This is a genomic window from Viridibacillus arenosi, assembly GCF_001955655.1.
Classification (GTDB): Bacteria; Bacillota; Bacilli; order Bacillales_A; family Planococcaceae; genus Viridibacillus; species Viridibacillus arenosi.
On the sequence record NZ_MSPW01000003.1, the window covers coordinates 245,341 to 269,929 of the forward strand.

20 protein-coding genes and 1 pseudogene are annotated in these 24,589 nt (G+C 34.1%); 6 read left to right on the forward strand and 15 right to left on the reverse strand.

Features of this window, described 5'->3' with window-relative positions:
- Positions 1-245 precede the first annotated feature (245 nt).
- The 10 genes and pseudogenes from BK137_RS07825 to BK137_RS07865 form a co-directional block, all read right to left on the reverse strand.
- Positions 246-3,416, reverse strand: coding sequence for an ATP-binding cassette domain-containing protein (locus BK137_RS07825; RefSeq protein WP_038181601.1), 3,171 nt, complete (start codon positions 3,414-3,416; stop codon positions 246-248).
- Positions 3,417-3,850: 434 nt separating this feature from the next.
- The gene (locus BK137_RS22610) at positions 3,851-4,267 is read right to left on the reverse strand and encodes an SRPBCC family protein (protein ID WP_038183008.1); all 417 of its coding nucleotides are present in this window, start codon (positions 4,265-4,267) and stop codon (positions 3,851-3,853) included.
- Between the two features lie 138 nt (positions 4,268-4,405).
- Positions 4,406-4,519, reverse strand: a pseudogene (locus BK137_RS22615) (ArsR family transcriptional regulator); the annotation flags it as partial.
- Between the two features lie 536 nt (positions 4,520-5,055).
- Positions 5,056-6,780, reverse strand: a complete 1,725-nt coding sequence (locus BK137_RS07835) for a putative bifunctional diguanylate cyclase/phosphodiesterase (RefSeq protein WP_038181593.1) — start codon at positions 6,778-6,780, stop codon at positions 5,056-5,058.
- A gap of 522 nt (positions 6,781-7,302) precedes the next feature.
- On the reverse strand, positions 7,303-7,848 hold the full coding sequence (locus BK137_RS07840) for a GNAT family N-acetyltransferase (protein ID WP_038181590.1): 546 nt from the start codon (positions 7,846-7,848) through the stop codon (positions 7,303-7,305).
- Between the two features lie 133 nt (positions 7,849-7,981).
- Positions 7,982-8,938 (reverse strand): tyrosine recombinase XerC, encoded by a 957-nt coding sequence (locus BK137_RS07845; RefSeq protein WP_235175689.1) that lies wholly within the window; start codon positions 8,936-8,938, stop codon positions 7,982-7,984.
- 1,084 nt (positions 8,939-10,022) lie between these two features.
- Positions 10,023-11,000, reverse strand: coding sequence for an MBL fold metallo-hydrolase (locus BK137_RS07850; protein ID WP_051448619.1), 978 nt, complete (start codon positions 10,998-11,000; stop codon positions 10,023-10,025).
- Between the two features lie 205 nt (positions 11,001-11,205).
- On the reverse strand, positions 11,206-11,682 hold the full coding sequence (locus BK137_RS07855) for a type 2 periplasmic-binding domain-containing protein (RefSeq protein WP_038181580.1): 477 nt from the start codon (positions 11,680-11,682) through the stop codon (positions 11,206-11,208).
- A gap of 27 nt (positions 11,683-11,709) precedes the next feature.
- Complete coding sequence (locus BK137_RS07860; protein ID WP_038181575.1) at positions 11,710-12,585, reverse strand: hypothetical protein; 876 nt, start codon at positions 12,583-12,585, stop codon at positions 11,710-11,712.
- 30 nt (positions 12,586-12,615) lie between these two features.
- Positions 12,616-13,443, reverse strand: a complete 828-nt coding sequence (locus tag BK137_RS07865) for a MerR family transcriptional regulator (RefSeq protein WP_038181570.1) — start codon at positions 13,441-13,443, stop codon at positions 12,616-12,618.
- Positions 13,444-13,552: 109 nt separating this feature from the next.
- Here BK137_RS07865 and BK137_RS07870 point away from each other — a divergent pair, with 109 nt between their 5' ends.
- From BK137_RS07870 to BK137_RS07895, 6 genes are all read left to right on the forward strand, one after another.
- Positions 13,553-13,999: a GNAT family N-acetyltransferase gene (locus BK137_RS07870; RefSeq protein ID WP_038181564.1), complete on the forward strand. Its 447-nt coding sequence runs from the start codon at positions 13,553-13,555 to the stop codon at positions 13,997-13,999.
- 57 nt (positions 14,000-14,056) lie between these two features.
- Complete coding sequence (locus tag BK137_RS07875; RefSeq protein WP_051448618.1) at positions 14,057-15,430, forward strand: MATE family efflux transporter; 1,374 nt, start codon at positions 14,057-14,059, stop codon at positions 15,428-15,430.
- 323 nt (positions 15,431-15,753) lie between these two features.
- Entirely contained in the window at positions 15,754-16,146 is a 393-nt protein-coding gene (locus BK137_RS07880) for a DUF485 domain-containing protein (protein WP_081730042.1), read from the forward strand.
- 5 nt (positions 16,147-16,151) lie between these two features.
- Positions 16,152-17,675 (forward strand): solute symporter family protein, encoded by a 1,524-nt coding sequence (locus BK137_RS07885; RefSeq protein WP_038182993.1) that lies wholly within the window; start codon positions 16,152-16,154, stop codon positions 17,673-17,675.
- A 344-nt stretch (positions 17,676-18,019) separates the two neighbouring features.
- Positions 18,020-19,093, forward strand: coding sequence for an AbrB family transcriptional regulator (locus tag BK137_RS07890; protein ID WP_038181559.1), 1,074 nt, complete (start codon positions 18,020-18,022; stop codon positions 19,091-19,093).
- 146 nt (positions 19,094-19,239) lie between these two features.
- A complete protein-coding gene (locus BK137_RS07895) occupies positions 19,240-20,058 on the forward strand; it encodes a carbonic anhydrase (RefSeq protein ID WP_038181556.1) in 819 nt (272 codons plus the stop codon).
- 122 nt (positions 20,059-20,180) lie between these two features.
- On the opposite strand, the gene trpA is transcribed toward BK137_RS07895, so the two are convergent.
- Genes trpA through trpD form a run of 5 tightly spaced genes read right to left on the reverse strand, consistent with a single transcriptional unit; the run spans position 20,181 to position 24,585 of the window.
- Positions 20,181-20,951, reverse strand: a complete 771-nt coding sequence (trpA, locus tag BK137_RS07900; protein WP_038182989.1) for a tryptophan synthase subunit alpha — start codon at positions 20,949-20,951, stop codon at positions 20,181-20,183.
- Positions 20,947-22,155, reverse strand: a complete 1,209-nt coding sequence (gene trpB, locus BK137_RS07905) for a tryptophan synthase subunit beta (RefSeq protein ID WP_038181551.1) — start codon at positions 22,153-22,155, stop codon at positions 20,947-20,949. Before trpB ends, trpA begins: the two co-directional genes overlap by 5 nt.
- Positions 22,155-22,772 (reverse strand): phosphoribosylanthranilate isomerase, encoded by a 618-nt coding sequence (locus BK137_RS07910; RefSeq protein ID WP_038181548.1) that lies wholly within the window; start codon positions 22,770-22,772, stop codon positions 22,155-22,157. The genes trpB and BK137_RS07910 overlap by 1 nt, the downstream gene beginning before the upstream one ends.
- Positions 22,769-23,557, reverse strand: coding sequence for an indole-3-glycerol phosphate synthase TrpC (gene trpC / locus BK137_RS07915; protein WP_038181545.1), 789 nt, complete (start codon positions 23,555-23,557; stop codon positions 22,769-22,771). The genes BK137_RS07910 and trpC overlap by 4 nt, the downstream gene beginning before the upstream one ends.
- Positions 23,554-24,585 carry an anthranilate phosphoribosyltransferase gene (gene trpD, locus BK137_RS07920; protein WP_038181542.1) on the reverse strand — a complete coding sequence of 344 codons (1,032 nt, stop codon included), beginning with the start codon at positions 24,583-24,585 and terminating at the stop codon, positions 23,554-23,556. The genes trpC and trpD overlap by 4 nt, the downstream gene beginning before the upstream one ends.
- Positions 24,586-24,589: the final 4 nt, after the last annotated feature.

The following is a 24,589-nucleotide window of genomic DNA, read 5'->3' on the forward strand; positions in this document are numbered from 1 at the left end:
AACGAACTATCTTTACATCGGAGTTAATGAATTCCTCTTGCAAATCTTCATGGTTGTTTGTGATCAAGTATGCATGGGTCCATAACCAATCTCCAATCTTTTGTCTAACCAGGTTGACAATTTTAATCCAACAATCCCTCTTCTGAATAGCATAAAAACTCATTTGCAATTTTTTATTGCAAATGAGTTTTCTTCATTGCGTGACAGCTAATCTTTACTTAAATATCACATTTTTTATATTTAATTTAATTATTTTGCTCAAGGAATTGATATATCCCCATCATCTCTCGCTTATTCAACTCACGAATACGATTGAAAATTGGAATATGAGCTACAGCCTCAAGATTTGGACTTTCAGCAACAACATCACTTACTTTGCCAGTTAACCATGTTTGCACGTCTATGCCATCTACGATTTCCTTACGCCCTTCATCATTGATGCCACTTTCATAACAACTAACACATGGTACTGATAATTTATACACACCATCATGTAGTCCATCTTCAGAAATTACTTTCTTCCCTTTACAGAAAGGACATTGATGACTTTTTTTAATCTTATTAATTTGAGTGACAATTTTTTTGTAACCAAACGCTTCATAGACATAGGTAAGCTTTTTATATTTACCATTGGTGAAATACTTATCAATGATCGTTTCTCTCGTTTCGGTAATATTGTCAAAATCACAGATGGTGATCCGATTATTCATGCTGATGGATTCGATATTGCCGCTAATACTGCCCCAAAAAGGTAGTACATTTTGTAAAACCATTTCATAATGGGCAAAGCTTCCCTGCTCCAGTTCAAACATTTTCAAAGCAACCTGTGTTCCCCTAGGTAATAAGGAGACATCTTCAGTCAAAGTCATATCACCACCGACGATAGCTTTTAGTTTTTCTAGTATCTGTAACTTACCAACTGTTTTCAACACTTGATTAATAGGCTGCTGAATAATCTTTCGAATATCCGTGTCGTCAAATTTTAGCTTTTTATGATGGTTTAGCACGGTTCCTTCACAGATTGGACAGGTAATCAACTCTTTAGATGCTTTTATTTGCTCTTTAATAATCGATTTAGATACAAATATATAGCGGCCAATGATTAAATTAAAGCCTTCCCAAATCCTCGAAGCTTTGCCTGCTTTATCATAGAATGACCTTTCCCAATACCCATATAAAAAGGTGTGTTTTTCTGCTTCCGTCATGTCATTAAAACTTTTACTTAAATCCTGACCGAGCTCATTCTTAATCTCATCAAAGAGGAATTGCAATTTTGGATATTGATAGAATTTTAAAACCTTCATTACTTCTGGATGGAATAGGCCATCCCAGAATGACACGGTTTTGTCCTGAATAACAATATCTATATCAAATTTTTCAATTAGTTGGCGCCCAGAGCAGGATGGACAATGGTTTTCTTGATTATAGAAATCAAAGCTATTCGTATTTTTATTGGTCGGATGAGCTGCCACAATATGGTTGATCAAGCCTCCCATTTCATAAAGAAAACTATATTGACTATACAAATGCCGTTCTAAATCAATAGCGATGACGGGTGCAATTGTTTCCGATTCGTATTCACCATAAATCAAACGTGCCATTGATGATAAGCTTTTTAGGATGCCACCCTTATAGACGTTTTCTGCATTTTTAAAATAGGCAATATGATTTTCTTTTAAGTAGTTAACCCCATTTTGTTGATTGAGTGTTGAAGAGATTCGTAACGGAACAACTCTGTCTTCACTGTTTTTTTGACGATAATAGTCTTCATGTCTGACAACATCTAGATGCTCTACAGGTGCAAGCTGTCTTTTACCAAAATCAACGATAAAATCAGAGTTTTCTAGCATATACGCATTATGTTCAATCATTATTATTGAGACAGTTTCATCTTGCAAAATGCTTCTCAGACTATCGATGAATTGATTTAAGATATTTTGTGATAAACCTTTTGAAGGCTCGTCAAAAATAAAAAGAGTATGTGGGTTTCTAGAGTTGGCAAACAGCTCCGAAACTAAATGGACACATTGAAATTCACCAGTCGATAAGGACTGTGTTTTTCTTTCCAACGTCAAATAACCAAGTCCAAGTTTGATCAATAAACTCAAGCGTTTATGAGCGATATCTCCTTCTGGGAGTTCATCAATAATATCTTCAATCGAGCGCTGAAAAATATCATTAATATCTTCACTATATTTTGTGAGTTTCCTTTTTATATCAAGAAACGTCGCAACTGTTGACCGACTCGTAATCGATTGGTTTCGTTCTTGCCCGACCATAACAATTTTATCTTTTGGATATCGCTTCAGAAAGTCTTTGGCCATACATTCATTAACAAGTGTCGATTTACCACATCCTGATTCACCCGTAAACGTTACAAGTCTATTTTGAGGAATCTGAATTTCTGCCATTTGAATATTACGACAGTAAAGCTCTTTGAATTGATAGTAACCTGTTGGCAATGCTTCATTTTGTTCCCAAATGATTGGTTTTGGACGTGGTGATTCTTCAACAATTTTCCCGCCGTATTTACCACTACCTGGACCAAAAAACAATTGCTCATCCGTTGCGTCAAGCACCGTGTCAGAATGATCAATGAGCCAAATTTGATTCTTATAGCCCAATTGTTTAATCTGTTCTAAAATTTTCAATAGCGTTTGGTGATCTAGACCCACAGATATTTCATCAATAATAATAACGGTATTTTCACTTGATGCCATAAATTCTGCCAAGTACAGGCGTGTTAATTCTCCGCCTGACAATGTACCCATAATGCGATTTAATGTTAAGTAACCAATATTCATATTGATCATATTTTTGAGAATATGTTGTTTACCTTCACTAATATTTAAAACTTCTGCAAGTGAAATAATAGATTCAATGCTTAAGTCGTTAATATCGGCAATATTATGTGGTTTATCAAATAATTCCATCATATATTGCTCAACTTCTTGATTATAGCGCTTCCCCTGACACTTAGGACATTCGACATTTTTAGTTGTTCCACGACCTTTACAACTTGGACACCACCCTAACTCATTATTAAATGAAAAAACTTCTGGAGACAGGTTGAATTTTTCAGCAAGAGTAACACGAATGTCTTTAAATACGCCTGTATGTGTACCAATTGTAGAACGCGGATTAGAAGAGATTGATGATTTTCCAAGGAAAAGGACTAAAGGCATTTCTTCCATCTTGATGGCACTAAAATTTGTATCCATAATTGTTGGAAATAAATACTGATATTCAGCTTTTGGCAATAAAGAAACGAGACGCTTCTTGGATTCTTCACCAATTGTTTGACAGAAAGTCGTTTTACCAGATCCAGACAAACCAGCAATTCCTAACGATTTATCTACTGGTAGTACGGCATCTAAATTGTTAATATTATTTGCAATTAATTGATTGATTTTCATAATGATGCCCTCTCGATTCTGTAAATTTAATATTGCCATAATTGTAAAACTTCAATTGAATTTGTTGTTTTTTTCGAATCGACAATCTTATACTAACTTGAGAGGAAGATTTCTAAAACCGTTTTGAAGAAACAATTTAATGGCACAATTCCAGCAATTAGTCTGCACTTATATATCAGATAATTGCTCGCTTTTTTTATATTTTTTTCCATTAAGTGCGAAATAAAAAGGGCTTCCTTCTTGCTTCAGAATTACCTCATATCATAAGAAAGAGCACAATTCTTGCTACGGAATTGCGCCCTGTTAAAGAATGGTTTATTAGTATAAACGGTTAATATTAATCCTCATCGTTTCTATTTGATTTATATATTCAAATACCTACTCAAAAGGTTGGTCCTGAACATCAGGCATCAATGAGAAAGAAGATATCATTTTTACTGTTCTGCTAGTACTTTTCCAAGCTGGGCACCCATATTGGTCCAAGCATATTTAGCTCCTTCGATAGCTCCTTGGCGTGCTTTTGTTTCTTCACTAAATCCAGTTTGATCTAGATGTAGATGGATAGTTCCATCTGAACCTTTTTTCAAAGTCCATGTAATAGTAGTGCTTTCTCCAGCACTTAACCATGTGTAAGATAATGTATGAGGCTCGTCCACTTCGAGTACCTCGCAATCTACAATTCCATCCCACCACTCATTTGGCTCAGCTCTAAATTGAAATTTATGTCCTACGATCGGTTTAAAGTCATTTTTCCATATCCATTTCGCTAGTGTATCCGGATCTGTTAAAGCGTTCCACACCTGCTCGATTGAATTTGTAAATTGAAAATCTAATGATACATCTGGTTTCATTTTTTGTTCCTCCAAAATAAGATTTAATTTGATAATTCTCTCTTTCCAGAATCCTTCGTAAAAAGATACCCAATCTTTTATTTCTTTCAACGGAGTTGCATTCAACCGATACCTTGTCTCTCTACCAACTTTTCGGGCAATTACAAGATCCGCATCTTTAAGGATAGCCAAATGCTTAGAAACTGCTGTACGCCCCATTTGAAAATGAACCGTTATCTCATGTAGGGGTAATTCTTCAACATCTGATAACATTCGAAGTAATTTTCGTCTTGTTGGATCGGCAACAGCGTCATAAACATCCCTCACTTGACCCTTTTCGTTCAAAATCACCCCCACCTTTTCATTATTATTTCCTGTAATGTCAACGATTAAACTTTAATTACCTAATAGGACACCTTTTAGTGTCTTATCGATTATAGGACACCAAAAGGTGAGGTGTCAAGTTCCTTGCTATTCCATTAACTAGGCCTTTAATGAAATAAGGTTTGATTCTTAGTGCCTTTAGATAGCTTTCTATTTTAAGAAGCTCTAGATGCTCTTAGAGGTGTTACTTATGATGATTATAGCCGCTAACAAAGTCGGTCTATCGGGTGTTGTAGAGGTCACTGGAACCCCTCTCGGTGCAACTTTCGTTCTTGCTGGCTTAACTTAATCCTATGAACTATAAACCTAACAACAACGTATTGGGATCAGATTATAAAATCCATTCAAAAAAACAAACAAAAAGGTCACCACAGCGTATAGTGGCGACCTTTTTATATGGTTTTCTTATTATAAAAAGCACTTCATTACATTCTCAAAACATATAATTCATGCAATTTTGCGGAAAATTCATCAGTCGGTAATGGCTTACTAAAGTAATATCCTTGTGCAAAGTCACATAGGTTTTCACGGACGATATACAATTCATCTTCCGTCTCTACTCCTTCAGCAACCACCTTCATATTTAATGCATGCGCTAATTTGATAATAGCAGTCACCATTGCGACATTACTAAGTCCTGTTTTTAATCCACGGATGAAAGATTGATCAATCTTCAAAACATCAATTGGAAACTGCTTTAAATAGCTGAGTGAGGAATAACCTGTTCCAAAATCATCAATCGCGATGATTACACCCAGTTCTTTTATTTGATTAAACGTTTCAATTAATTCTTCTGTTTGATGCATTAAGCTCATTTCGGTAATTTCCAACTCTAAATTTTTAGCTGGTAAACCTGTATCTCTTAATACTGCACGTAAATTGTGTACAAAATTTCTTTCCTTCAAATGAATAGGCGAAATATTAACTGAAATACGAATATCAAACCCATATTCATCAAGCCACTTCTTCATTTGTTTACAAGCTCTTTTTAATGTCCATTCACCAATAGAACTAATCAATCCGCACTCTTCTGCAAAAGGGATAAATTTAGATGGAGAGATAAAGCCGTAATCTTTATCATACCAACGAATTAAACCTTCCATTCCGATTAATTGATTTGTTTCTAAATCGATTTTCGGTTGATAATACAGTTGAATTTCATCTTGCTTTATAGCATGACGGAGTTTTGTTTCTAGCAGCAGGAATTGATTATGAGTACTATTCATCGTATTTTCATATTGTATGTAATTGCTGACTTTATTCTTTTTAGCCTCAAGCAAGGCGACATTCGCACATTTTATTAAGTCCTCTGGTGTACTTGCATCGGCTAGGCTTGAGCTTATGCCAATACTGATGGAAGAATAAAATTCAAATTGTTCAATCAAAAAACTTTCTTCAAAATTAGCCATTATTTGATGTGCTTTCCAAATAGCTTGTTCATTATTCTTCATAATAATGGCGAATTTATCACCACTATAGCGAAACAGTGATTTTTCATCGATACCTAATCTTTTCAGGCGTGTCGCTACTTCAATTAGAAATAGATCCCCTGTTAAATGACCTAATCCATCATTAATACTCTTAAAACGGTCAATATCCATCATTAAGAGTGACAATGAAAAACCTTCTTTATGTGCATTTTTGAATAGATCTGCTAAACATATATTCATCATTCGACGGTTATATAAGCCTGTCAATTCGTCATGGTAAGCAAAGAGTTTTAGCTTTTTTATATTTTTTTGTTCTGTTATATCTGTCCGAATCGATACATATTGGTAAAGTTTACCCTTTTCGTTCAAAAAAGGTATGATTGTTGTTTGCACCCAGTATAAACTACCATCCTTTGCACGATTACAAATATCACCACGCCATATTTTCCCGCTCCCAATTGTACGCCATAATTCTTTAAAAAAAGCTTTAGGATGATGACCAGAGTTCAACAAACGGTGATCTTGCCCAATTAACTCATCTTTACTGTATTTAGAAATGGTACAAAAATGATTATTTACAAATGTAATGATACCTTGATTATTTGTTATAGCAACAATAATAGATTGGTCTAATGCATGCTGAATATCTATTAATTGTTGTACTGTATACGCATCATTAAGCTGGCTAAGACCTGTCGCTTGACTATAACTTTGGTCCATTTGACCTCACTCCTAATCAGTTCGGCATTATTCGAGCAATTTCTCTCTTGTTACTATTTTATCACAACCAATATAAGGCTATTATTCAAATAAAAACAAAAGGTAAAAAGTCCTAAACTGAAAAAAGTATGAAAAAATTAAAGTTTGAATAAAAATCTCCTATTATCAAATTATTACACTATTAATATAGTATTTATAGTAATAGAGATATACTTTTTCTACATTTTATAGGTTCCTGACTGTAAAATAATTGAAAAACATCAAAAATCAAATGGGATTATCAATAATTTTAGCTAGTTCAATTGTCTGAATCTAAAAAATGAAATAGAAATTTCATAAGCTAATTTTTCTCGAATTATCTTAAAAAGATTTTACAAATAACTTTTCTAACCAAGCTTAAAATATATAAAATTCTAAATATTAGGCAATAATAACTATTAATTTTTTACCTGTATTTTTTAGTAGTTTACATAATAATATTATGTAAACTACTAAAAAAAAGACCATTCAAGATGGTCTCAACTACTTAATTTCCCATTCTTCAAGAAGAATGCTATAAACGGCATGGTCTACAAAATGATCGTATAACCACTCTGATTGACGACTAATACCTTCTAATGTCATTCCTAACCTTTCTGGAATCGCTCTACTTCTCTTATTTTCAATAGCTGCGCGAATTTCTATACGTTTTAGCTTCAAATCATGAAAGGCATGATCCATAAGCTTATGTACTGATTTGGTCATAATACCTAACCCTTCATAGTCCTTCGATAACCAATATCCGATACTTGTAGACTTGTTTTGCCAATTAATATGGTGAAAACCAATAACTCCAACTATGTTACCTTCATATACGATAGCTGTTTGGAAGCCATCATTAGCACAAAATTGCTTTATAGTTGACCGGATAAATTCCAATGCATCTTCAACAGATTTATTTGAATCTATAAAGGGCAACCACTCTCTTAAACTCTCTTTTGAACCCATCATAACTGTAAATAGCTCTTGTGCATCATGCTCTTGTAATAACTTCAGTTGCAATTTCTCATCAATCTTTACTGTAAACATATGAAACCTCCTCATAATAATGTAATAATAAGGAATTATAGTACTAATAGAGTACTGTGTAAATAGAATTAAATAAAATAAATCCGCTAACTCAATATGAGTGCGGATTTTTAAGTGAAATACATTGTTCTTATTAAATTAATTGATTAAATGGATTGTTTTCAATTACTTGTTGAATTTCTTTATCCTCTACATGCGTATAAATCTGCGTTGTAGAAACGCTAGAGTGCCCTAAAATCTGCTGTAAACTACGAATATCTGCCCCACTTTTATACATCATTGTCGCAGAAGTATGACGTAATTTATGTGGTGTTAGCTTTGTTTTATTTAATCCTGACTGCTCGTTAATCTCTTTTACTATTTTAGCAACACGTTGCCTTGTTAGGCGTGTTCCTTTCTGTGATAGAAATAGGGACTCGTTCGTATCTGAGTCTTTAATAGCATAGCGTTCTTTTTTTAAATAACGTGATAGAGCATTCTGACAAGCTTCATTTAAGAAAACGGTTCTTTCCTTATCACCTTTACCTGTAACAGTTAAATAGTCACCTTGTATGGAGGTTAAATTCAGCTTACATAGCTCTGTTACACGTATTCCTAAGTTTAAAAAGAAGGTAATCATGCAATAATTACGATAGTAATGCGTAGATTCCTTTATTCCATCTATGAAAATTCTTGCCTCTTCCATCGTCATATAAATAGGTTGTCGCTTCCCTATTTTAGGAGATTCTAACTCACTTGCAGGGTTATCTTCTATTAAGTGTCGTTTTGATTTCAAATAATTGAAAAAGGATTTTAATGTAGCACCTTTTCTTGCTCTCGCATGGGCACTATTTCGTCTTTGCTCCTCACAATACTCTAAAAACAAGTACATGTCTTCTAATGATATTTCTCGGATAAAATCGATAGTTATGTCTGATATATCTATTTGATCCACTAACTTTATTTCTATATCTTGTTGTACAGCTTTTAAGAATCTAAAAAATAATAATAAATCATATTCATATTCTTCACGTGTTCTTTTTGACTTTCCTTTAATTGCTGTTAAATAAACTAGGAAGTCTCTCATTACTTTTGGGTATGTATTTTGCAAAATTGGTCACCTCTTATACTCTTATTTTAGCATAAAAAAGGTTCCCAAATGCATATTTGGGAACCTTATTTTGAAAAACTATTTTTATCAAAACCCTCCTTCCAAAACGTTCTGTTTTCTCCCAAAAATTAGGTTGCTTCAAATTCACTCTCAGACGATTCGAGAATGCAATACACGCATCATTACAGGTCTCGAATCGCTTTTATTTTTCGAGTTTTCTCCCCTATTTTAGCAATAAATCAAAATAGAATTTGGAAAAACGCGTTATAGTAGTTAATAATTGTAATGCGAAAGTGATTACTAAAAGTGTCTTAAAAGGACGAAATTTTTTATAAATTGGAAGGAAGCTAGTGGCGGAACGCTTGAAAGTAACATTGACAAATTACAAGAAACGTACGATTCGATTAAGGTGAAGGCGATTATAATGCAGCTGAGCACACATTACTGATAACAATCTCACTTGCAACCGAGGTAGAAGATCATCGCAACTGTTAATGAAATATATGTTTTATCTGGATTTAAGAAGGTTAATAGTATGTATCCTACATTTTCGGTAAAAAGTACTTTTATTTGTATAAAAACTATAAAAATTTATTTTTATCCCTAAATTTACAATTTATTTAAATTTAATAGAAATACTATTATTGAATAATGAGGTAGAAGAAGCTTCTATTGATTTAGAAATTTTAACTAATGATTAAAATACCAATAATACTCTATTAGGCAAAAAATACAATTAAATATTATTATGTAAAAATCAAACAATAAACTTGAGAAAGACGAAGAAGCGATAGAGGGACTAATTTTATCTAAATAATTATTAGAACATTATAAATATAAAAATTATCTATAATCTTATTATCCGAAATGATTCATTTATATGAAAAGTCAAATGATACAGAAAAGTTAGAATATATTGCAATTGGGTTTGTGAAAATGCAGGAGGAATTTTCAAACAGTAGTTATGAATGGAGGACAAAACGTTTGGCAAATAAAAAGGTGTTTTAAAGCATGTAGACGAACATTCAAAATGAAGGACTAACACCAAACAAAACCCACACCCTGAATGGTGTGGGTTTTGTTATTACAGTGCTTTATAGTGCCAAACGTCATTTTGCAATGATTTCTTTAAGAGGCCACCTTCTTCTAAATAGTCTAAGTAGCCAATGACTTCTGACATAACAAGAGAAAACTCTGTATTGTACTTATGACGATATAAATCTTGTGCTATTTCTTTCGGATGGTGTATCCCTTCTTTAATAACTGAATATAAACGATTCGCTTTACGTTGCATCTTATCTAGCTTTTGCAAGATGACATTTTGATGGTCTTCAATAATTTCTTGATGCCCAGCAAAAAGGTATTCTATTTCTAATTGCTCTAGCCTTTTTAATGATTTCTCATGTTGTCTCACAGGATGTAGACGCTTACCTTTTATATCTGGATCTACAATTGCATTTGATGAAGTCGTTTTTAAAACTACATCCCCTGCAAATAACCATTGCCTTTCCTCATCATAAAAACTAATAGAATCAGCAGAATGCCCTGGGGTTTCTAATACTTTCATGCCTAAGATACGATCCCCTTCTCCTATTGGACGAATGACTGTTTGAAGAGCGAGTTCATTTTTATGTTCAATTGTCTGTTGTAATTTTTCAAGGCGAGGCTGCGCTTCTTCTATGCACCCCATCGATATGTATAGTTCAGTAAAAAATTTCTTTCTCATCACAAGAAATTCTTGTTCCACCATTAGACGAGGAATGGCTTCATGATGTGCATAAACAGGGATATCATTTCTCTGTAAAATCCAATTGACTAGGCCCACATGATCTTCATGATGATGAGTCAAAAGAATACGAGATAAATCATTTATTTGATATCCATTTTCAGACAATGTCATCGTCAATGCATCTTTGTATTTGTTTGTATTAATCCCCGCATCTATTAAAGATAATGAATCTCCGTCATTTAAAATATAGCTATTAATCGTACCTACATTACCATAACTTGTAGGCACAATGATTGGATATATTGAACGAGACTTTTTCTTTATATGAATCAAATCCATCACTTCCTATTTAAAATACTTACCTTACCGTTTATAGTATAGAACTTTTCTACTTTTGGAAACAAAAAAAGACTGCTATAGTATTTAAGCAGTCTTAGTTTATTTTTGAAAAGAGTAGTTCTTCACTACTTCTAATATTGAAAACGAAGTTGGCAAATGGATATAGGTGAAGTGATATTCCACTCAATACCTATCCGATTCACCGTACTTTTTTTAATATATATAGTTTACCCGCCTGTTCATTTAAAACAGCTACTGTAAAGTCGTACGTCTCACTTTCCATAATGTCTTGAACGGAATCGTCATTCTCATTGTTTTTAAAGTAGTATTTCCCGGTCTGTTCATCAGTTGGTAGAGCGTGTTGAATTTGCTTAGCTACTAATTGTTGAAACTCTTCACTAGCAGGTAATGGTTGCCATTTGTCATGTTCTTCAATTGATTCTTTAAATCTTTTAACTTGCTTTGGTTTCATAAGGTATTCAGCATAAAATTCTCCGTTTGTTTTGAACTGCTTGTGCCTGTCACTATTAGATACAAGTACAGCTCCTTTTGGAATTTTCGCTTCTATCATTCGCTCTGCATGCCTTGTAATATCGGAATGCACAATTAAAAAATAATACCCTACTAATACAAAAATTAATAGTGCTCCTGTTAATACGAATATTTTCTTTGACAACACAACCGCCCACCTTAAACTGACTTATTAAGTCGTTTTAATAAATTGATAATAGATCATTTCATCAGTTACTTTAAAACCTGCATCTGTAAAAACATCCAACTGTTCATCTACGTCTAGAAATAACTCAGTTTGTGTAAAAGGATGATAGGAAAAGATATGCATCAATGATTTCCTTAATAACTGAGTACGCTTTTCTTTCTGTAAGCTGCTTTGAAATGTATAATGATGAATTTCTCCTAAATAGTGCATGGGTTCAACTCTTACATATGCATACCCTGAAATGTTTTTTACTTCATCTATGTAGAAAAATAGTTTCTGTTCCTCATTTAAAGTAGATGTGAACTTAAGCCATTCATCATCTTCGATTTTCAAGAACTTACAAAACGATAAATGAAAAGGATGTACATTGGATTGTATTTCAGATGTTTCTTCATTAGCATGCTTTTCAATAGTATTTCTAAATGCCTTTGTTAAAAACATTCGTTTTATTTCATTTGCCTGTAGCTTTAATAGTAACTGACGCATGCTATAGTTACTTTCATTTACGAGAAATTCAAATATTCGCAGGTCAGTCGGCATGTCTCCATTTAGAGCCAGCCACATATCTTCAGCTAACAAAGGATATTTGTTTGGATATTTGACAAAAGGTCCACAAACTTTTGCTTTGTTTAAACTCATATAAACATCAAAACCCAGTGCTCCAATAATTTCCCCATGATCATAAGCGACTACGAATGATTCTTTTAATGGCAAATCAGAGAAATAATAAGTAAGCTTGGAATGGATAGTATGACGCTCTAAACTACAAAACCCTATATGATGTTCTTTCTGATTGTTCATCATTTCTAAAAATACTGCTAGTAATGGTATATCCGTTGGTCGTTGAATTTGTACAGTCATCTGATGTGTCCCCCATAGCGCCAATGGATATCAACTTTTTTCAACCTCTATCATTATTTTAGTAACGTAATTATCAATACCATTAACTGATACTGCATCTAAAATATATTCTTCATATGAATAGCCTTTTAATTGTAACTGATGCTCTATACTATACGCAATCAACCTATCATAAGTTTCAAAAATATTGACTTCATCGCCTATATGATATCCGACGATATAAAAGCCAGATTGTTTCGACCAAATATTCTCTCCCTGCCAACCTTTCTTCATTTTGGTGTATAAAAATGAATAATTTTCAAAATCCCTTTCCAATATTTTATCTTTGTGAAGGATTGCACCTATAGGATGGCCACTATATAACTCATAGTTGTCACTATAATTGATAAAGTTGGAAACCGATTTTAGAAACTCCTTGTCTGTAGTGTCAAGTGTGCTGTCACTTCTTAATAGCAACTCTTCTTCAGAATATACTAATGAAATACTTTCAAAGTCTGTTTGTAATGCGTTTTTTGTTATGGCTATTTTAGTATCTAGTATTTCTCGTAGATGAGTAAGATTTTCGATTTTTTTCTCGATCAATTGTGTTTGTTGTTCTAATAATTCGATTGATTCAATTGGCGTTTTATTTTGTAAAAAAGCTCTTATTTCTTTTAACGGCATTTTCAGCTCTTTTAAAAGCTCTATGACTGCAAAAACTTCATATTGTTGGTAAGAATAATATCGATATCCTTTTGCTGTTTTGATTTCAGGTGTCAATAAACCAATTTCATCATAATGAAAAAGTGTTTGTTTTTTTACATGACAGATTTTTGCAAATTCACCAGTTGTGAAGTATTTACGTAAATTTTCGCTCATTTAAGTCTTCTCCCTTGACTATACGGTTACCGTATACCTTATCATTCAAATATACCATGTGAAATGGTAAGTAAAAAGAATTTTTTTCTATTGAAGGGAACTGATAGTCATGAGTATAGAGATTCATGACGTAACGCAAGAAAATGAAAGGGCCATATTGAAATTAAGTGTGGCAAAAGAGCAAAAAGGATTTATTGAAACACCTCAAGAATGTTTGCAAGAAGCTAAAGAAGATTTACATTACCACCCTGTTGGATTATACGCAGATAGCAAGTTAGTTGGCTTTGCGATGTATGGATATTTCCCAAATGAGGATGGAGATCAAGTTTGGTTAGATCGTTTCCTTATAGATGCTAATTTCCAAGGGAAAGGGTTAGGAAAAATTATGCTTCAAGCATTAATCAAGAAATTAACAAATGAATTTAATTGTCAAAAAATATATTTAAGTGTATATGAAGATAATCCAGGTGCAATTCATTTATATAAGAAATTTGGTTTTGAATTTAATGGTGAACTAGATGTTCACAACGAGAAGGTTATGGTTAAAGCTGTATAGTTTAACCCCACATTATAAACGGAAATGTGTGCTTCTCCTTTTTAAGGAGTATTATTAATGTCAGATTCAACGTTTAAGTTACAAAATAATTCGGTTCCTAAAGTTTTTGCATCTTATTTATTCCCCTCTCTTTTAGGGATGCTTTTAATGTCTATCAATATATTAGTGGATGGCATATTTGTTAGTAATGGAATTGGTCCAGAAGCTCTTGCGGGAATAAACATTGCTGTACCTATTTTCTCTATTCTCTTGTCGATTTCTTTGTGGATCGGCATGGGAGGAGCTACGTTGTATTCCATTTCAATTGGTCAAGCAAATATCGCCAAAGCTCGTTCGATTTTTACCCAGTCATTTGTGTTAGCTATATCAATTGTCGGGATTTTAGTTGTTTTCAGCTTATGGAAGCAACAAGAAATTGCTTATTTATTTGGAGCCAGTGATGAAATTCTTCCTTATGTCGAAGATTATTTACATGTTATTTTACTATTTGGTATTGTCTATGTATTAGAGAATATTCTAAGTATTTTCATCCGTAATGATGGTAACCCAAAACTAGCTATGTTTGGATTAATTACTACTTCAGTATTAAATATCGTTTTCAACTACATTTTCATTTTCATGATGGATATGGGTGTAGCTGGAGCAGCATATGCAACAGTACTTTCTACAGTAGTTGGTGTCATCGTCTTACTGTATCATTTTGTGCGTAAAGAAAGTGTCCTACGATTTGTTAAATTCTCCGTTGATTATAAATCGATGGTAGAAATACTAAAAATCGGTTCACCGAGTTTTGTAGTTGAAGGTTCTGCCGCTATTATTGTCGTGGCTTATAATATTACATTTAGTCATTTTGTTGGTGAAATCGGTGTAACTTCTTACGCCGTAGTGAATTACTTACATGTAGTTTTCCTAATGGTTTTCTTAGGCATTGGTGCTGCCCTACAACCTATTGTGAGTTTCCATTTTGGTGCTAAACTTTATGGTCGCTTACAATCCTTTTTAAAACTTGGTTTAATAACAGGTATTGGCTTCGGTGCAGCCGTCTTACTAATTGGCTTGTTATTCGCAGATCCAATGATTGCGTTATTCGGAGTGAAGGACCCAGAGGTTATTGCTTTTACAAAAGAAGGTATTTCTTATTTCTTCATAGGGTATTTATTTTTAAGTTTCAACTTAATAATGGCCGAATATTATCAATCTATTAAGCGAATTCGATTATCTATGTTTATCATAATGGCAAGAAGTCTTGTATTATTTTTACCATTACTTTGGATATTACCTAACTATTTTGGATCCCAATTTATTTGGTTAGCTTTTCCTTTAGCTGAAGGGCTAACAATAATTGCTCTATTAATAGTTAAAAAACTTTTCCGTAATGTTTTACCGGAAAAAGAATTGGGAAATACAGTCGAAAAAACCATTATTTCATAATTAAATCTATTTATTTAGTCGCTTAAACACATATTTTCTAATATAACACTACAATAGAACTAGCATATTAAAGAATTTGTTATTTATACATGGTTTTTGATAATAAACACGCGTTATTTTTACAAATATCCTAATTTCCTCATCTTAATCAGATGTTGAAATTAGGATATTTTTGATTTATACAGAAAAAAAACAACATAATATAGAAAGTTTTTTATTTTTTCATAGAAAAAGATTGCTATTTTAGACAAATTTGAATATGATTATCTCAAGGGTTTTTGGTAATCGCTGCTAACTCTTACTTTTATAAAGGGGGAAATTTTATGGATCAAAAACTTGAAAGCGTTCTCCAAGGCGTTAAAAATTCAGATTCTTCTGAAAAAACTTCGAAGAAACGCGATAAAGAGATTACAGCTGATGCTTATGTAGCAATTGCTGAGAGTCAAGATTTTAAGAAATTGGTAAAAAAGAAGAATTCATTTATCGTACCGGTCTCAATCTTTTTTATACTCTTCTACTTTACTTTACCAGTCTTAACATCATTCACAACAGTATTAAATGTCAAAGTAATAGGTGACATTACAATGGTTTGGATTTTTGCTTTTGCTCAATTTATCATGACATGGATTTTATGTATGACTTATGTGAGTAAAGCAAACAAATTTGACAAAGAAGCAGAATCGATTATTGAGAAAGTAAAGGATGGTGAGTACTAATGGGTATGAGTGTAATCGGTATTTCTTTCTTCGTAGCAATCGTAGGTTTAACTCTATTCGTTACATACCTTGCATCGAAGCAAACAAACTCAGCTAGTGAATTTTATACAGCGGGTGGCGGATTAACTGGCTGGCAAAATGGTATTGCGATTGCTGGTGACTATTTATCAGCTGCATCATTCTTAGGGATCGCTGGTGCAATTGCTTTATTTGGATTTGACGGTTTCTTCTATAGTATTGGTTACTTAGTAGCTTACTTAGTTGTGTTATATATCGTAGCTGAGCCATTACGAAACCTTGGTCGCTACACTTTAGCAGATATGATTACTGCTCGCTTCGACCAAAAGAAAGTTCGTGGAACTGCTGCAGTAAGTACAATTGTAATTGTATTATTCTACATGATTGCACAGCTAGTTGGTGCAGGCGGACTTATTCAATTATTATTAGGTATTGATTATTGGGTTGCTGTACTTCTTGTTGGTGTTATGATGACAATCTACGTTCTTTGGGGCGGGATGGCTGCAACAAGTTGGGTTCAAATCATTAAAGCCGTTCTATTAATGATTGGTACAGTTATTATTTCGGTAATGGTACTTTGGAAATTTAACTTTAATGTTCTTGAAATGTTCAATACAATGAAAACAGCAACTCCACATGGTGAGGGTTACTTAGTTGCAGGTGCAAAATATACAAATGGCGTAGATACTATGTCTATGATGATTGCCCTAGTTCTTGGTACTGCTGGTTTACCACATATCTTAATGCGTTTCTTCACTGTTAAAGATGCAAAAACTGCTCGTAGTTCAGTTGTATATGCAACTTGGATCGTTGGTATTTTCTACATCTTAACTATATTCTTAGGCTTCGGTGCTGCTGCATTCGTTGGTTCTGAAAAAATTATCGGTGCAAATGCCGCTGGTAACATGGCTGCACCACTTCTAGCTCAAGCACTTGGTGGAGACATGTTAATGTCATTCATCTGTGCGGTTGCATTCGCAACAATCTTAGCTGTTGTAGCAGGACTTGTATTATCTGGCGCATCTGCATTCGCCCATGATATTTATGGACAAATTATCAAAAAAGGTAAAGTTACAGAAAAAGAGCAAATGAAGGCTGCTCGTCTTGCTTCTATCGGAGTATCTGTATTCTCTATCATTTTAGCTTTAGGTGCTCAAACAATGAACGTAGCGTTCTTAGTATCTTTAGCATTCTGTATCGCTGCAAGTGCAAACTTACCTGTTATCATTTACACAATCTACTACAAAAAGTTCAATACAACTGGTGCAATGGCAGCTATGATCACTGGTCTTGTAACTGCTTTAGTACTTGTAGTATTAAGCCCTAACCTTTGGAATCCAGAAGGTACTGCAATCTTCACTGGTACTGCTCTATTCCCATTAACTAACCCGGCAATTATTTCTGTTCCTGCTGGTTTCCTTGCAGGCTGGATTGGTTCATTAGTTGGTGCTAAATCTGATGCTCGTAAATATGCTGAAGTTACAGTTAAAGCAAATACTGGCATAAAATAATCTATCTTTCTACTTTCAACTTACTAAAAACTGCTTACTAGCTTGCTAGGGGCAGTTTTTTTATTGTTTGCTATATACATAATCTTAATATATCTTCAATCTTATGTATCATTGACGACTATTTCGTATTTTATTTATCTACTAAGATCATTGACTCTTCAAGATATTATATTTTATTGTGAATAATATGATATTGCCACTTTCACTCCTTTATTATCTTTTTCATCTGGTACTGATAGTATAAACTGAGTTACTACCATAGTTCACAATAGAAAGATTTATTATTATCAGTAGTATCTGTCATAATAAATAGAGTACATATTAATCGATAAAGGATTATGATCATGAACAATACAACAAAACAAGTTATACTGACTGCAATTATCGCCATTTTTGGCGTACTACTCTTTCAACTTATTCATGCCCCAGTTCCTTATTTACTTGGTCCAATGACTTCAGTATTAATTGCTACTAAGGTATTTCACTTGCAACTTAAATGGCCTAAGACTTTTCGAAATTCTGGTTTACTAGTAATTGGTTATTCACTTGGAAGTACTTTTACAACAGATATTTTAGTTGATATGGCACGACATGTACCTGTGATGTTTGGAATTACGACTGTTACTTTTATTATAAGTATAATTTTTGCATTTATCGTCGCTAAAGTTGGTCATATGGATTATCCTACTGCTTTAACAAGTAGTGTGCCAGGTGGCCTTTCTCAAATTCTTATTTATGCAGAAGAGATGGATGGTATAGATATGACGACCGTTACTTTCTTTCATACCATCCGTGTAATTATGGTTGTTTTTTTAGTGCCAATTGTTCTTCATTTGCCCTGGATACAATCCGAATCCTCTAATCATTTTATTGCAGAAACAGTTAGTGATATTAACTACGGTAATTTATCTCTATTTGCCATACTTTGCTTTTTAGGAATGCTAGCATCGAAAAAGCTACATATCCCTGCTCCTTATATACTTGGTCCAATTATAGTTACACTTCTTTGCAATGTTACATTCTTACAAGCTTCTCCTATGCCTAATGGTGTACTTAGTATTTGTCAATTACTTGTAGGAACACATATTGGTTTATTGTTAAAGCTAGAAAATTTACAGCATAAGAAGCGGATGTTTACATTAGCATTTACAAGCAGTTTATTACTAATTGCTGTTACTTTTTTATTAAGCGTTTTTGTAATGGTTAGTATAGAGAATACATCCATTATGACTGGATTTTTAAGTCTTGCACCAGGTGGTATGGATCAAATGGGTATAATCGCGCACGAAGTTGGCGCGGATGTCTCTACAATCACTATATATCAAGTTTTTCGAATGCTTTATATCTATTTACTAATTCCACCGTTTTTGACGTTTGTACTAAGACGATATCAAAATAAAAATCTGAACAGTCGATAACATATTTGGCTTATTTGAATGACGTTTAAAAATTATTTTCACTTTTTTAACAATCATTCAATTAATAACTGCAATTTATGGTTACCTTATTTGTAAGAAGCAACTTTGTAATAGACATTAGCTTCTGCAAAAAGGAGTGAAGTTTGATGGAAATCAAGAAATTTATCGGAATATTTGTTGCATCTGCCTGTATCTCGGTAGCCGTTTATGGTTCTCTAACCTATGCACCAGAAAAAAAGCTAGAAGAAGAAAAAGTTGCAACAACGGCTACACCAATAGAGTGGTCTTATGAAGGAGATACCGCTCCAAATAAATGGGCAAGTTTAGATCCTTCGTTTTCAATGTGCAGTAAAGGTACAGCACAATCTCCAATTAACATTGACCTTGAAGATGTAATGTTGGACAAAAATTTAGGAGATATAAAAATAAACTATCAGCCTACACTTTTTAAGCTGATGAATAACGGACACACTATACAAGCTACTGATGATTCCGGAAAAAACTCAATAGAAATAGATGGTGATAAATACACATTTTTAAGAATGCATTTCCATACACCGAGCGAGCACCAAATTAATGGCCAACATTTTGCTATGGAGGCACATCTTGTTCATGAAAATAGCAAAGGAGAAAAGGCGGTTATAGGAATACTCATCAATGCTGGTGATGAAAATAAATTACTAACCGATATTTGGTCAAAACTACCATCTAATATTACAGAAACAGACATTCCTTTAACCAATACTATAAACCTTGCTAAATTATTACCTACTGACAAGAAAGTATATCGATACAGTGGTTCTTTAACTACGCCACCCTGTTCTGAAGGTGTTAAATGGTCAATTATGCAGCAACCCATTGAAATGTCGAAAGAACAAATTGATGCATTTAAAGCTATAATCTCAAATAACAACAGACCTGTTCAACCTCTCAATAATAGAAAAGTGTTGAAAATGGCGGAATAAACATACGTATTATATTTCAATTTATGGACTTCTTTAATCTACTATTGTTCTGTAATAAGTTTATAATTCTTCTACAACAATAAACCCCTTACATATTTCTAACATGTAAGGGGTTTTGCATTTTACATAGACTGTTTATTTAACAACTCTGTTATTTGTTTATTATTACCATCATGAAAAGCTTGAACAATGGCACTACCTACAATGACACCATCTGCCATAGCACCGATTTCCTTCACTTGCTGTGAATTTGAAATACCAAACCCTGCAAGTACCGGTACTTGACTTACTTTTTTCAAATTAGCTAAATACTGTTCAAGTTGCTCTGTAAATTCTTGTCTCACACCAGTTGTACCATTAACAGTAACAGCATAAATAAATCCTTCTGCAGCTTTAGCGATTTTTATAATACGTTTTTGCGGACTTGTTAATGATACGAGTTGAATAAGTGCAATATCTGTATCTTGTAATTCACTTGTGATGATAGTAGATTCTTCTAACGGTAAATCAGGAATGATTAGACCACTCACTCCACTTTGTTCACATGCTTTGGTGAAATCTTGAATACCATATGCAATGATTGGGTTCAAATATGACATTACTACGAGTGGAGTATGAATTTCATCTTTAAATTTTGTAATAGTTTTTAATATATTACGTAGATTAGCACCGGCTTCTAATGCACGAAGGCCTGCCTCTTGGATAACTGGTCCATCTGCAACAGGATCTGTAAATGGAATACCCAGCTCTATTGCAGTTACACCACTATCTTGTAAAAACAATATCTGTTCGCGAAGGGAATCTAGTCCCCCGTCCCCTGCCATAATGTAAGCAACAAACGCTTTTTCACCTTGTGCTATTTTTGCTTCCATCACTTTTTGTAATGTTTTAATTGCCATTATTAATTCCTCCTAATGCATCTCGAACAGTTTGTACGTCTTTATCACCACGACCTGATAAGCAGATTACTAAAATCTCGTCTTTTTTCATTTTTTTAGCTAGTTTGGCTGCATAGAAAATAGCATGTGAACTTTCAAGTGCTGGTATTATTCCTTCAGTTCGGGATAATAATTGCAAACCTTCTAGTGCTTCTTGATCTGTTACAGCCTCGTACTTCACTCTGCCGATATCATGTAAATGGCAATGTTCCGGTCCAACAGCTGGATAGTCTAAGCCTGCAGATATAGAATGTGCTTCTTGAATAAAACCATTATCATCTTGCAGAACATACATATACGCTCCGTGCAATACGCCTTCTTTTTGATCTGCAATAGCCGCTGCATGTAAACCTGTTTCGAGTCCACTTCCTGCAGCCTCTACGCCATAAAGTTTAACGTCTTCATCATTGACAAATGGATGGAACATACCGATTGCATTACTACCTCCACCAATACATGCTACGATAGCATCAGGTAATCTACCTTCTCTTTCAACAATTTGTTTTCGTGTTTCAAGTCCAATAATACGTTGAAAATCACGTACAATTTGCGGGAATGGATGTGGTCCGAGAGCCGAACCTAAAATATAATGGGTATCTTCTACATTTGCGACCCAGTAACGAAGAGCTTCATTCACAGCATCTTTTAACGTACCAGCTCCTTGGTCGACAGAAACTACTTTTGCACCAAGTAATTCCATACGGAATACGTTTAACGCTTGTCGTCTGACATCTTCTTTTCCCATGAAAATAATACACTCTAAGTCAAACAGGGCACAAACAGTGGCAGTAGCTACACCGTGTTGACCGGCACCTGTTTCAGCAACAATTTTCTTTTTCCCCATACGCATAGCAAGTAGCGCTTGACCTAATGCATTATTAATTTTATGAGCACCTGTATGGTTAAGGTCTTCACGTTTTAAATAGATTTTCGCACCGCCAAGTTTCTTAGTTAAGCGCTCAGCGTAATATAGTGGATTTTCACGCCCTACATAATCTTTTAAATAGTAATTTAATTCTTCATAAAAAGCTGGATCTTGTTGAGCTTCCTTATAGGCATCTTCTAATTCTATTAATGCAGTCATCAATGTTTCGGGTACGTATTGACCACCAAATTTACCATAACGTCCTGCTTGCTTCTGCTCGATTGTTTTTACCATTAAGATCTCTCCTCACCTTTTGCTGCTTGAATAAATGCTTTTATTAACTCATTACTTTTACGTCCATCTACTTCTACACCGCTAGAGACATCTACCATATATGGTTGAACACGATTAATTGCATCTCCTACATTTGTAGGCGTTAGACCACCTGCTAATATGAGTCGATTTTCTGAAATGCCATGTCCTTGTAGTAGTTGCCAATCGAATGATATACCACTTCCCCCTTGGAAATCAGTTCCCGGGGCATCGAATAATAAATAATCGGTCTTATACTTTGAGCCATTCTCTATATCTTCAACCTTTTTAACTGCTAATGCTTTAATAGAAGGAAACTGACATGTCTCAATATATTCAGGTGTTTCATGTCCATGAAACTGCACATAGTCAAGTGGTACCGTATCTACAATTTGCTCTAACTCTTCAATTGTTGGATCAACAAAAACGCCTATTTTAAGTACACCTTCAGGCACGAACTTGGCAAGCTCTTTAGCTTTGTCAATTGAAATTTGGCGTTTACTCGCTGCAAATACAAAGCCAATGGCATCGGCTCCTGCTGAAACTGCCGTTTTAACATGCTCGGGTTCTTGTAAACCACAAATTTTTACTTTTGTCACTGTATTTCCACACCTTTCTCCACTTTGAAAGTTTCTATAGTTTGTGCAACCTCGCCACTTCGCATTAATGTTTCTCCGACTAAAATGGCACTCGCACCATGTTTTGCTATAATTTCTGCATCCTGTGATGATTGCATACCACTTTCACTGATTAATACTCGTTTTTCATGGAAAGGGAAAATGTCTGCAATCTCAGCAGTACGCGCTAAATCTACATCAAATGTTTTTAAATCACGATTATTAACACCTATCAATCTAGCATCCAACTTAAGAGCTTGTTGAAGTTCATCTGTATTATGTACTTCAACCAGAATTTCTAATTTAGATTTTATTGCATATTCATAGAGAGTTTGTAATCTCTCTAGTTGTAATGCCGCCACGATTAATAAGATGACAGAAGCACCTGAAGCTTTTGCCTGATCAATTTGAACTTCATGAATGATAAAATCTTTACATAAAAGCGGTATTCCAACGGCGTTAGATACTTCTTTCAAATCTTCGAATGAGCCTTTGAAAAAAGGAGTGTCAGTTAATACTGATATACAAGCTGCTCCAGCTTGCTCATAAATCCTAGCTTGCTCCACTGGATTGGCACCTTCATTTATTAACCCTTTAGAAGGAGAGGCACGTTTCATCTCAGCAATGATTTGTAGTCGTTTTTTTTGATAAAGTGCGTCGAATAGAGATGGTCTTTTAGTTGACCCTTTAATTTTTTCTGGAGGGTTTTGTAGTAATTTTAGGACTTCATTTTCTTTTTCTTTTAAAATCCGATCCAAAATCGTCATTTTATAGCCTCCTGTTTTTTACGAGCTTCACTATATGCCACTACAGCATCTAACTTTTCTAAAGCTTTACCTGATAAAATAGTATCAATTGCTAGATCGACTCCGACCTTAATGTGATCTACTATTCCGTATGCAAATAAACCAATAGCTGCATTGAAAACAACCGTATCAAAATATGCATCTCTTTTACCACCTAGTAATTTGCGCATAATGATGGCATTTTCAGTTGCATTTCCTCCACGAATTGCTTCAAAGGGTGCAGATTTTAAACCAACATCTTCAGGTGTTAATGAAAATGGTATTAAATCTTCATGATCTACTAAAACAAAATCATTTTGACCAGCGAGCGATGCTTCATCCATACCTCCAGCTCCACATACGACAATTCCGCGATCTCGACCGAGCATCTTCATAACAGCAGCATATTCCATTGTGAATTCAGGTCTATTAATTCCTGTAAACTGCGTATCTAAAGTGACTGGATTTGTTAATGGCCCTACTAAGTTGAAAATCGTTGGTTTACCGATTTGGCGTCTCACTTGACCAATTCTTTTTAGTTTCGGATGGACATTTGGTGCATATAGAAAGGCTATTCCATGTGTATTTAAAAGTTCAACTGTTTCATCAATCGTTAGATCAGTATGAATACCTAGTGCTTCAAGTACGTCAGAGCTTCCTGCAGCACTGGAGATTTTTCGATTACCATGTTTTGCAATTATCGCTCCTGCACCAGCCATCACAAATGCTGCAGTTGTGCTTATATTGAAACTATTCACACCATCTCCACCCGTACCACAATTATCCATATATCTTGCAGTCGGAGCAGGTACCTCTAACGCAAAAGATTTCATAACGGTCGCAAGTGCTGCAACCTCATGAGCAGTCTCCCCTTTTTTCGCTAAAGCGATTAAAAATGTCTTAATATCATGCAAAGCTGTCTCATCTTGAAACATCAGTTTTGATGCTTGAAGCATTTCATCAAATAATAAATGTTGATTGTTCTCTACCACTTTTATAAATTGTTTCATCATG

Excerpts from the sequence above, each read along its gene's own strand:
- BK137_RS07825 (WP_038181601.1), bottom strand. The coding sequence starts at position 3,416 with ATGAAAATCAATCAATTAATTGCAAATAATATTAACAATTTAGATGCC.
- BK137_RS22610 (WP_038183008.1), bottom strand. The coding sequence starts at position 4,267 with ATGAAACCAGATGTATCATTAGATTTTCAATTTACAAATTCAATCGAG.
- BK137_RS07835 (WP_038181593.1), bottom strand. The coding sequence starts at position 6,780 with ATGGACCAAAGTTATAGTCAAGCGACAGGTCTTAGCCAGCTTAATGAT.
- BK137_RS07840 (WP_038181590.1), bottom strand. The coding sequence starts at position 7,848 with ATGTTTACAGTAAAGATTGATGAGAAATTGCAACTGAAGTTATTACAA.
- BK137_RS07860 (WP_038181575.1), bottom strand. The coding sequence starts at position 12,585 with ATGACTGTACAAATTCAACGACCAACGGATATACCATTACTAGCAGTA.
- BK137_RS07865 (WP_038181570.1), bottom strand. The coding sequence starts at position 13,443 with ATGAGCGAAAATTTACGTAAATACTTCACAACTGGTGAATTTGCAAAA.
- BK137_RS07870 (WP_038181564.1), top strand. The coding sequence starts at position 13,553 with ATGAGTATAGAGATTCATGACGTAACGCAAGAAAATGAAAGGGCCATA.
- BK137_RS07875 (WP_051448618.1), top strand. The coding sequence starts at position 14,057 with ATGTCAGATTCAACGTTTAAGTTACAAAATAATTCGGTTCCTAAAGTT.
- BK137_RS07880 (WP_081730042.1), top strand. The coding sequence starts at position 15,754 with ATGGATCAAAAACTTGAAAGCGTTCTCCAAGGCGTTAAAAATTCAGAT.
- BK137_RS07885 (WP_038182993.1), top strand. The coding sequence starts at position 16,152 with ATGAGTGTAATCGGTATTTCTTTCTTCGTAGCAATCGTAGGTTTAACT.
- BK137_RS07890 (WP_038181559.1), top strand. The coding sequence starts at position 18,020 with ATGAACAATACAACAAAACAAGTTATACTGACTGCAATTATCGCCATT.
- BK137_RS07895 (WP_038181556.1), top strand. The coding sequence starts at position 19,240 with ATGGAAATCAAGAAATTTATCGGAATATTTGTTGCATCTGCCTGTATC.
- trpB (WP_038181551.1), bottom strand. The coding sequence starts at position 22,155 with ATGGTAAAAACAATCGAGCAGAAGCAAGCAGGACGTTATGGTAAATTT.
- trpC (WP_038181545.1), bottom strand. The coding sequence starts at position 23,557 with ATGACGATTTTGGATCGGATTTTAAAAGAAAAAGAAAATGAAGTCCTA.
- trpD (WP_038181542.1), bottom strand. The coding sequence starts at position 24,585 with ATGAAACAATTTATAAAAGTGGTAGAGAACAATCAACATTTATTATTT.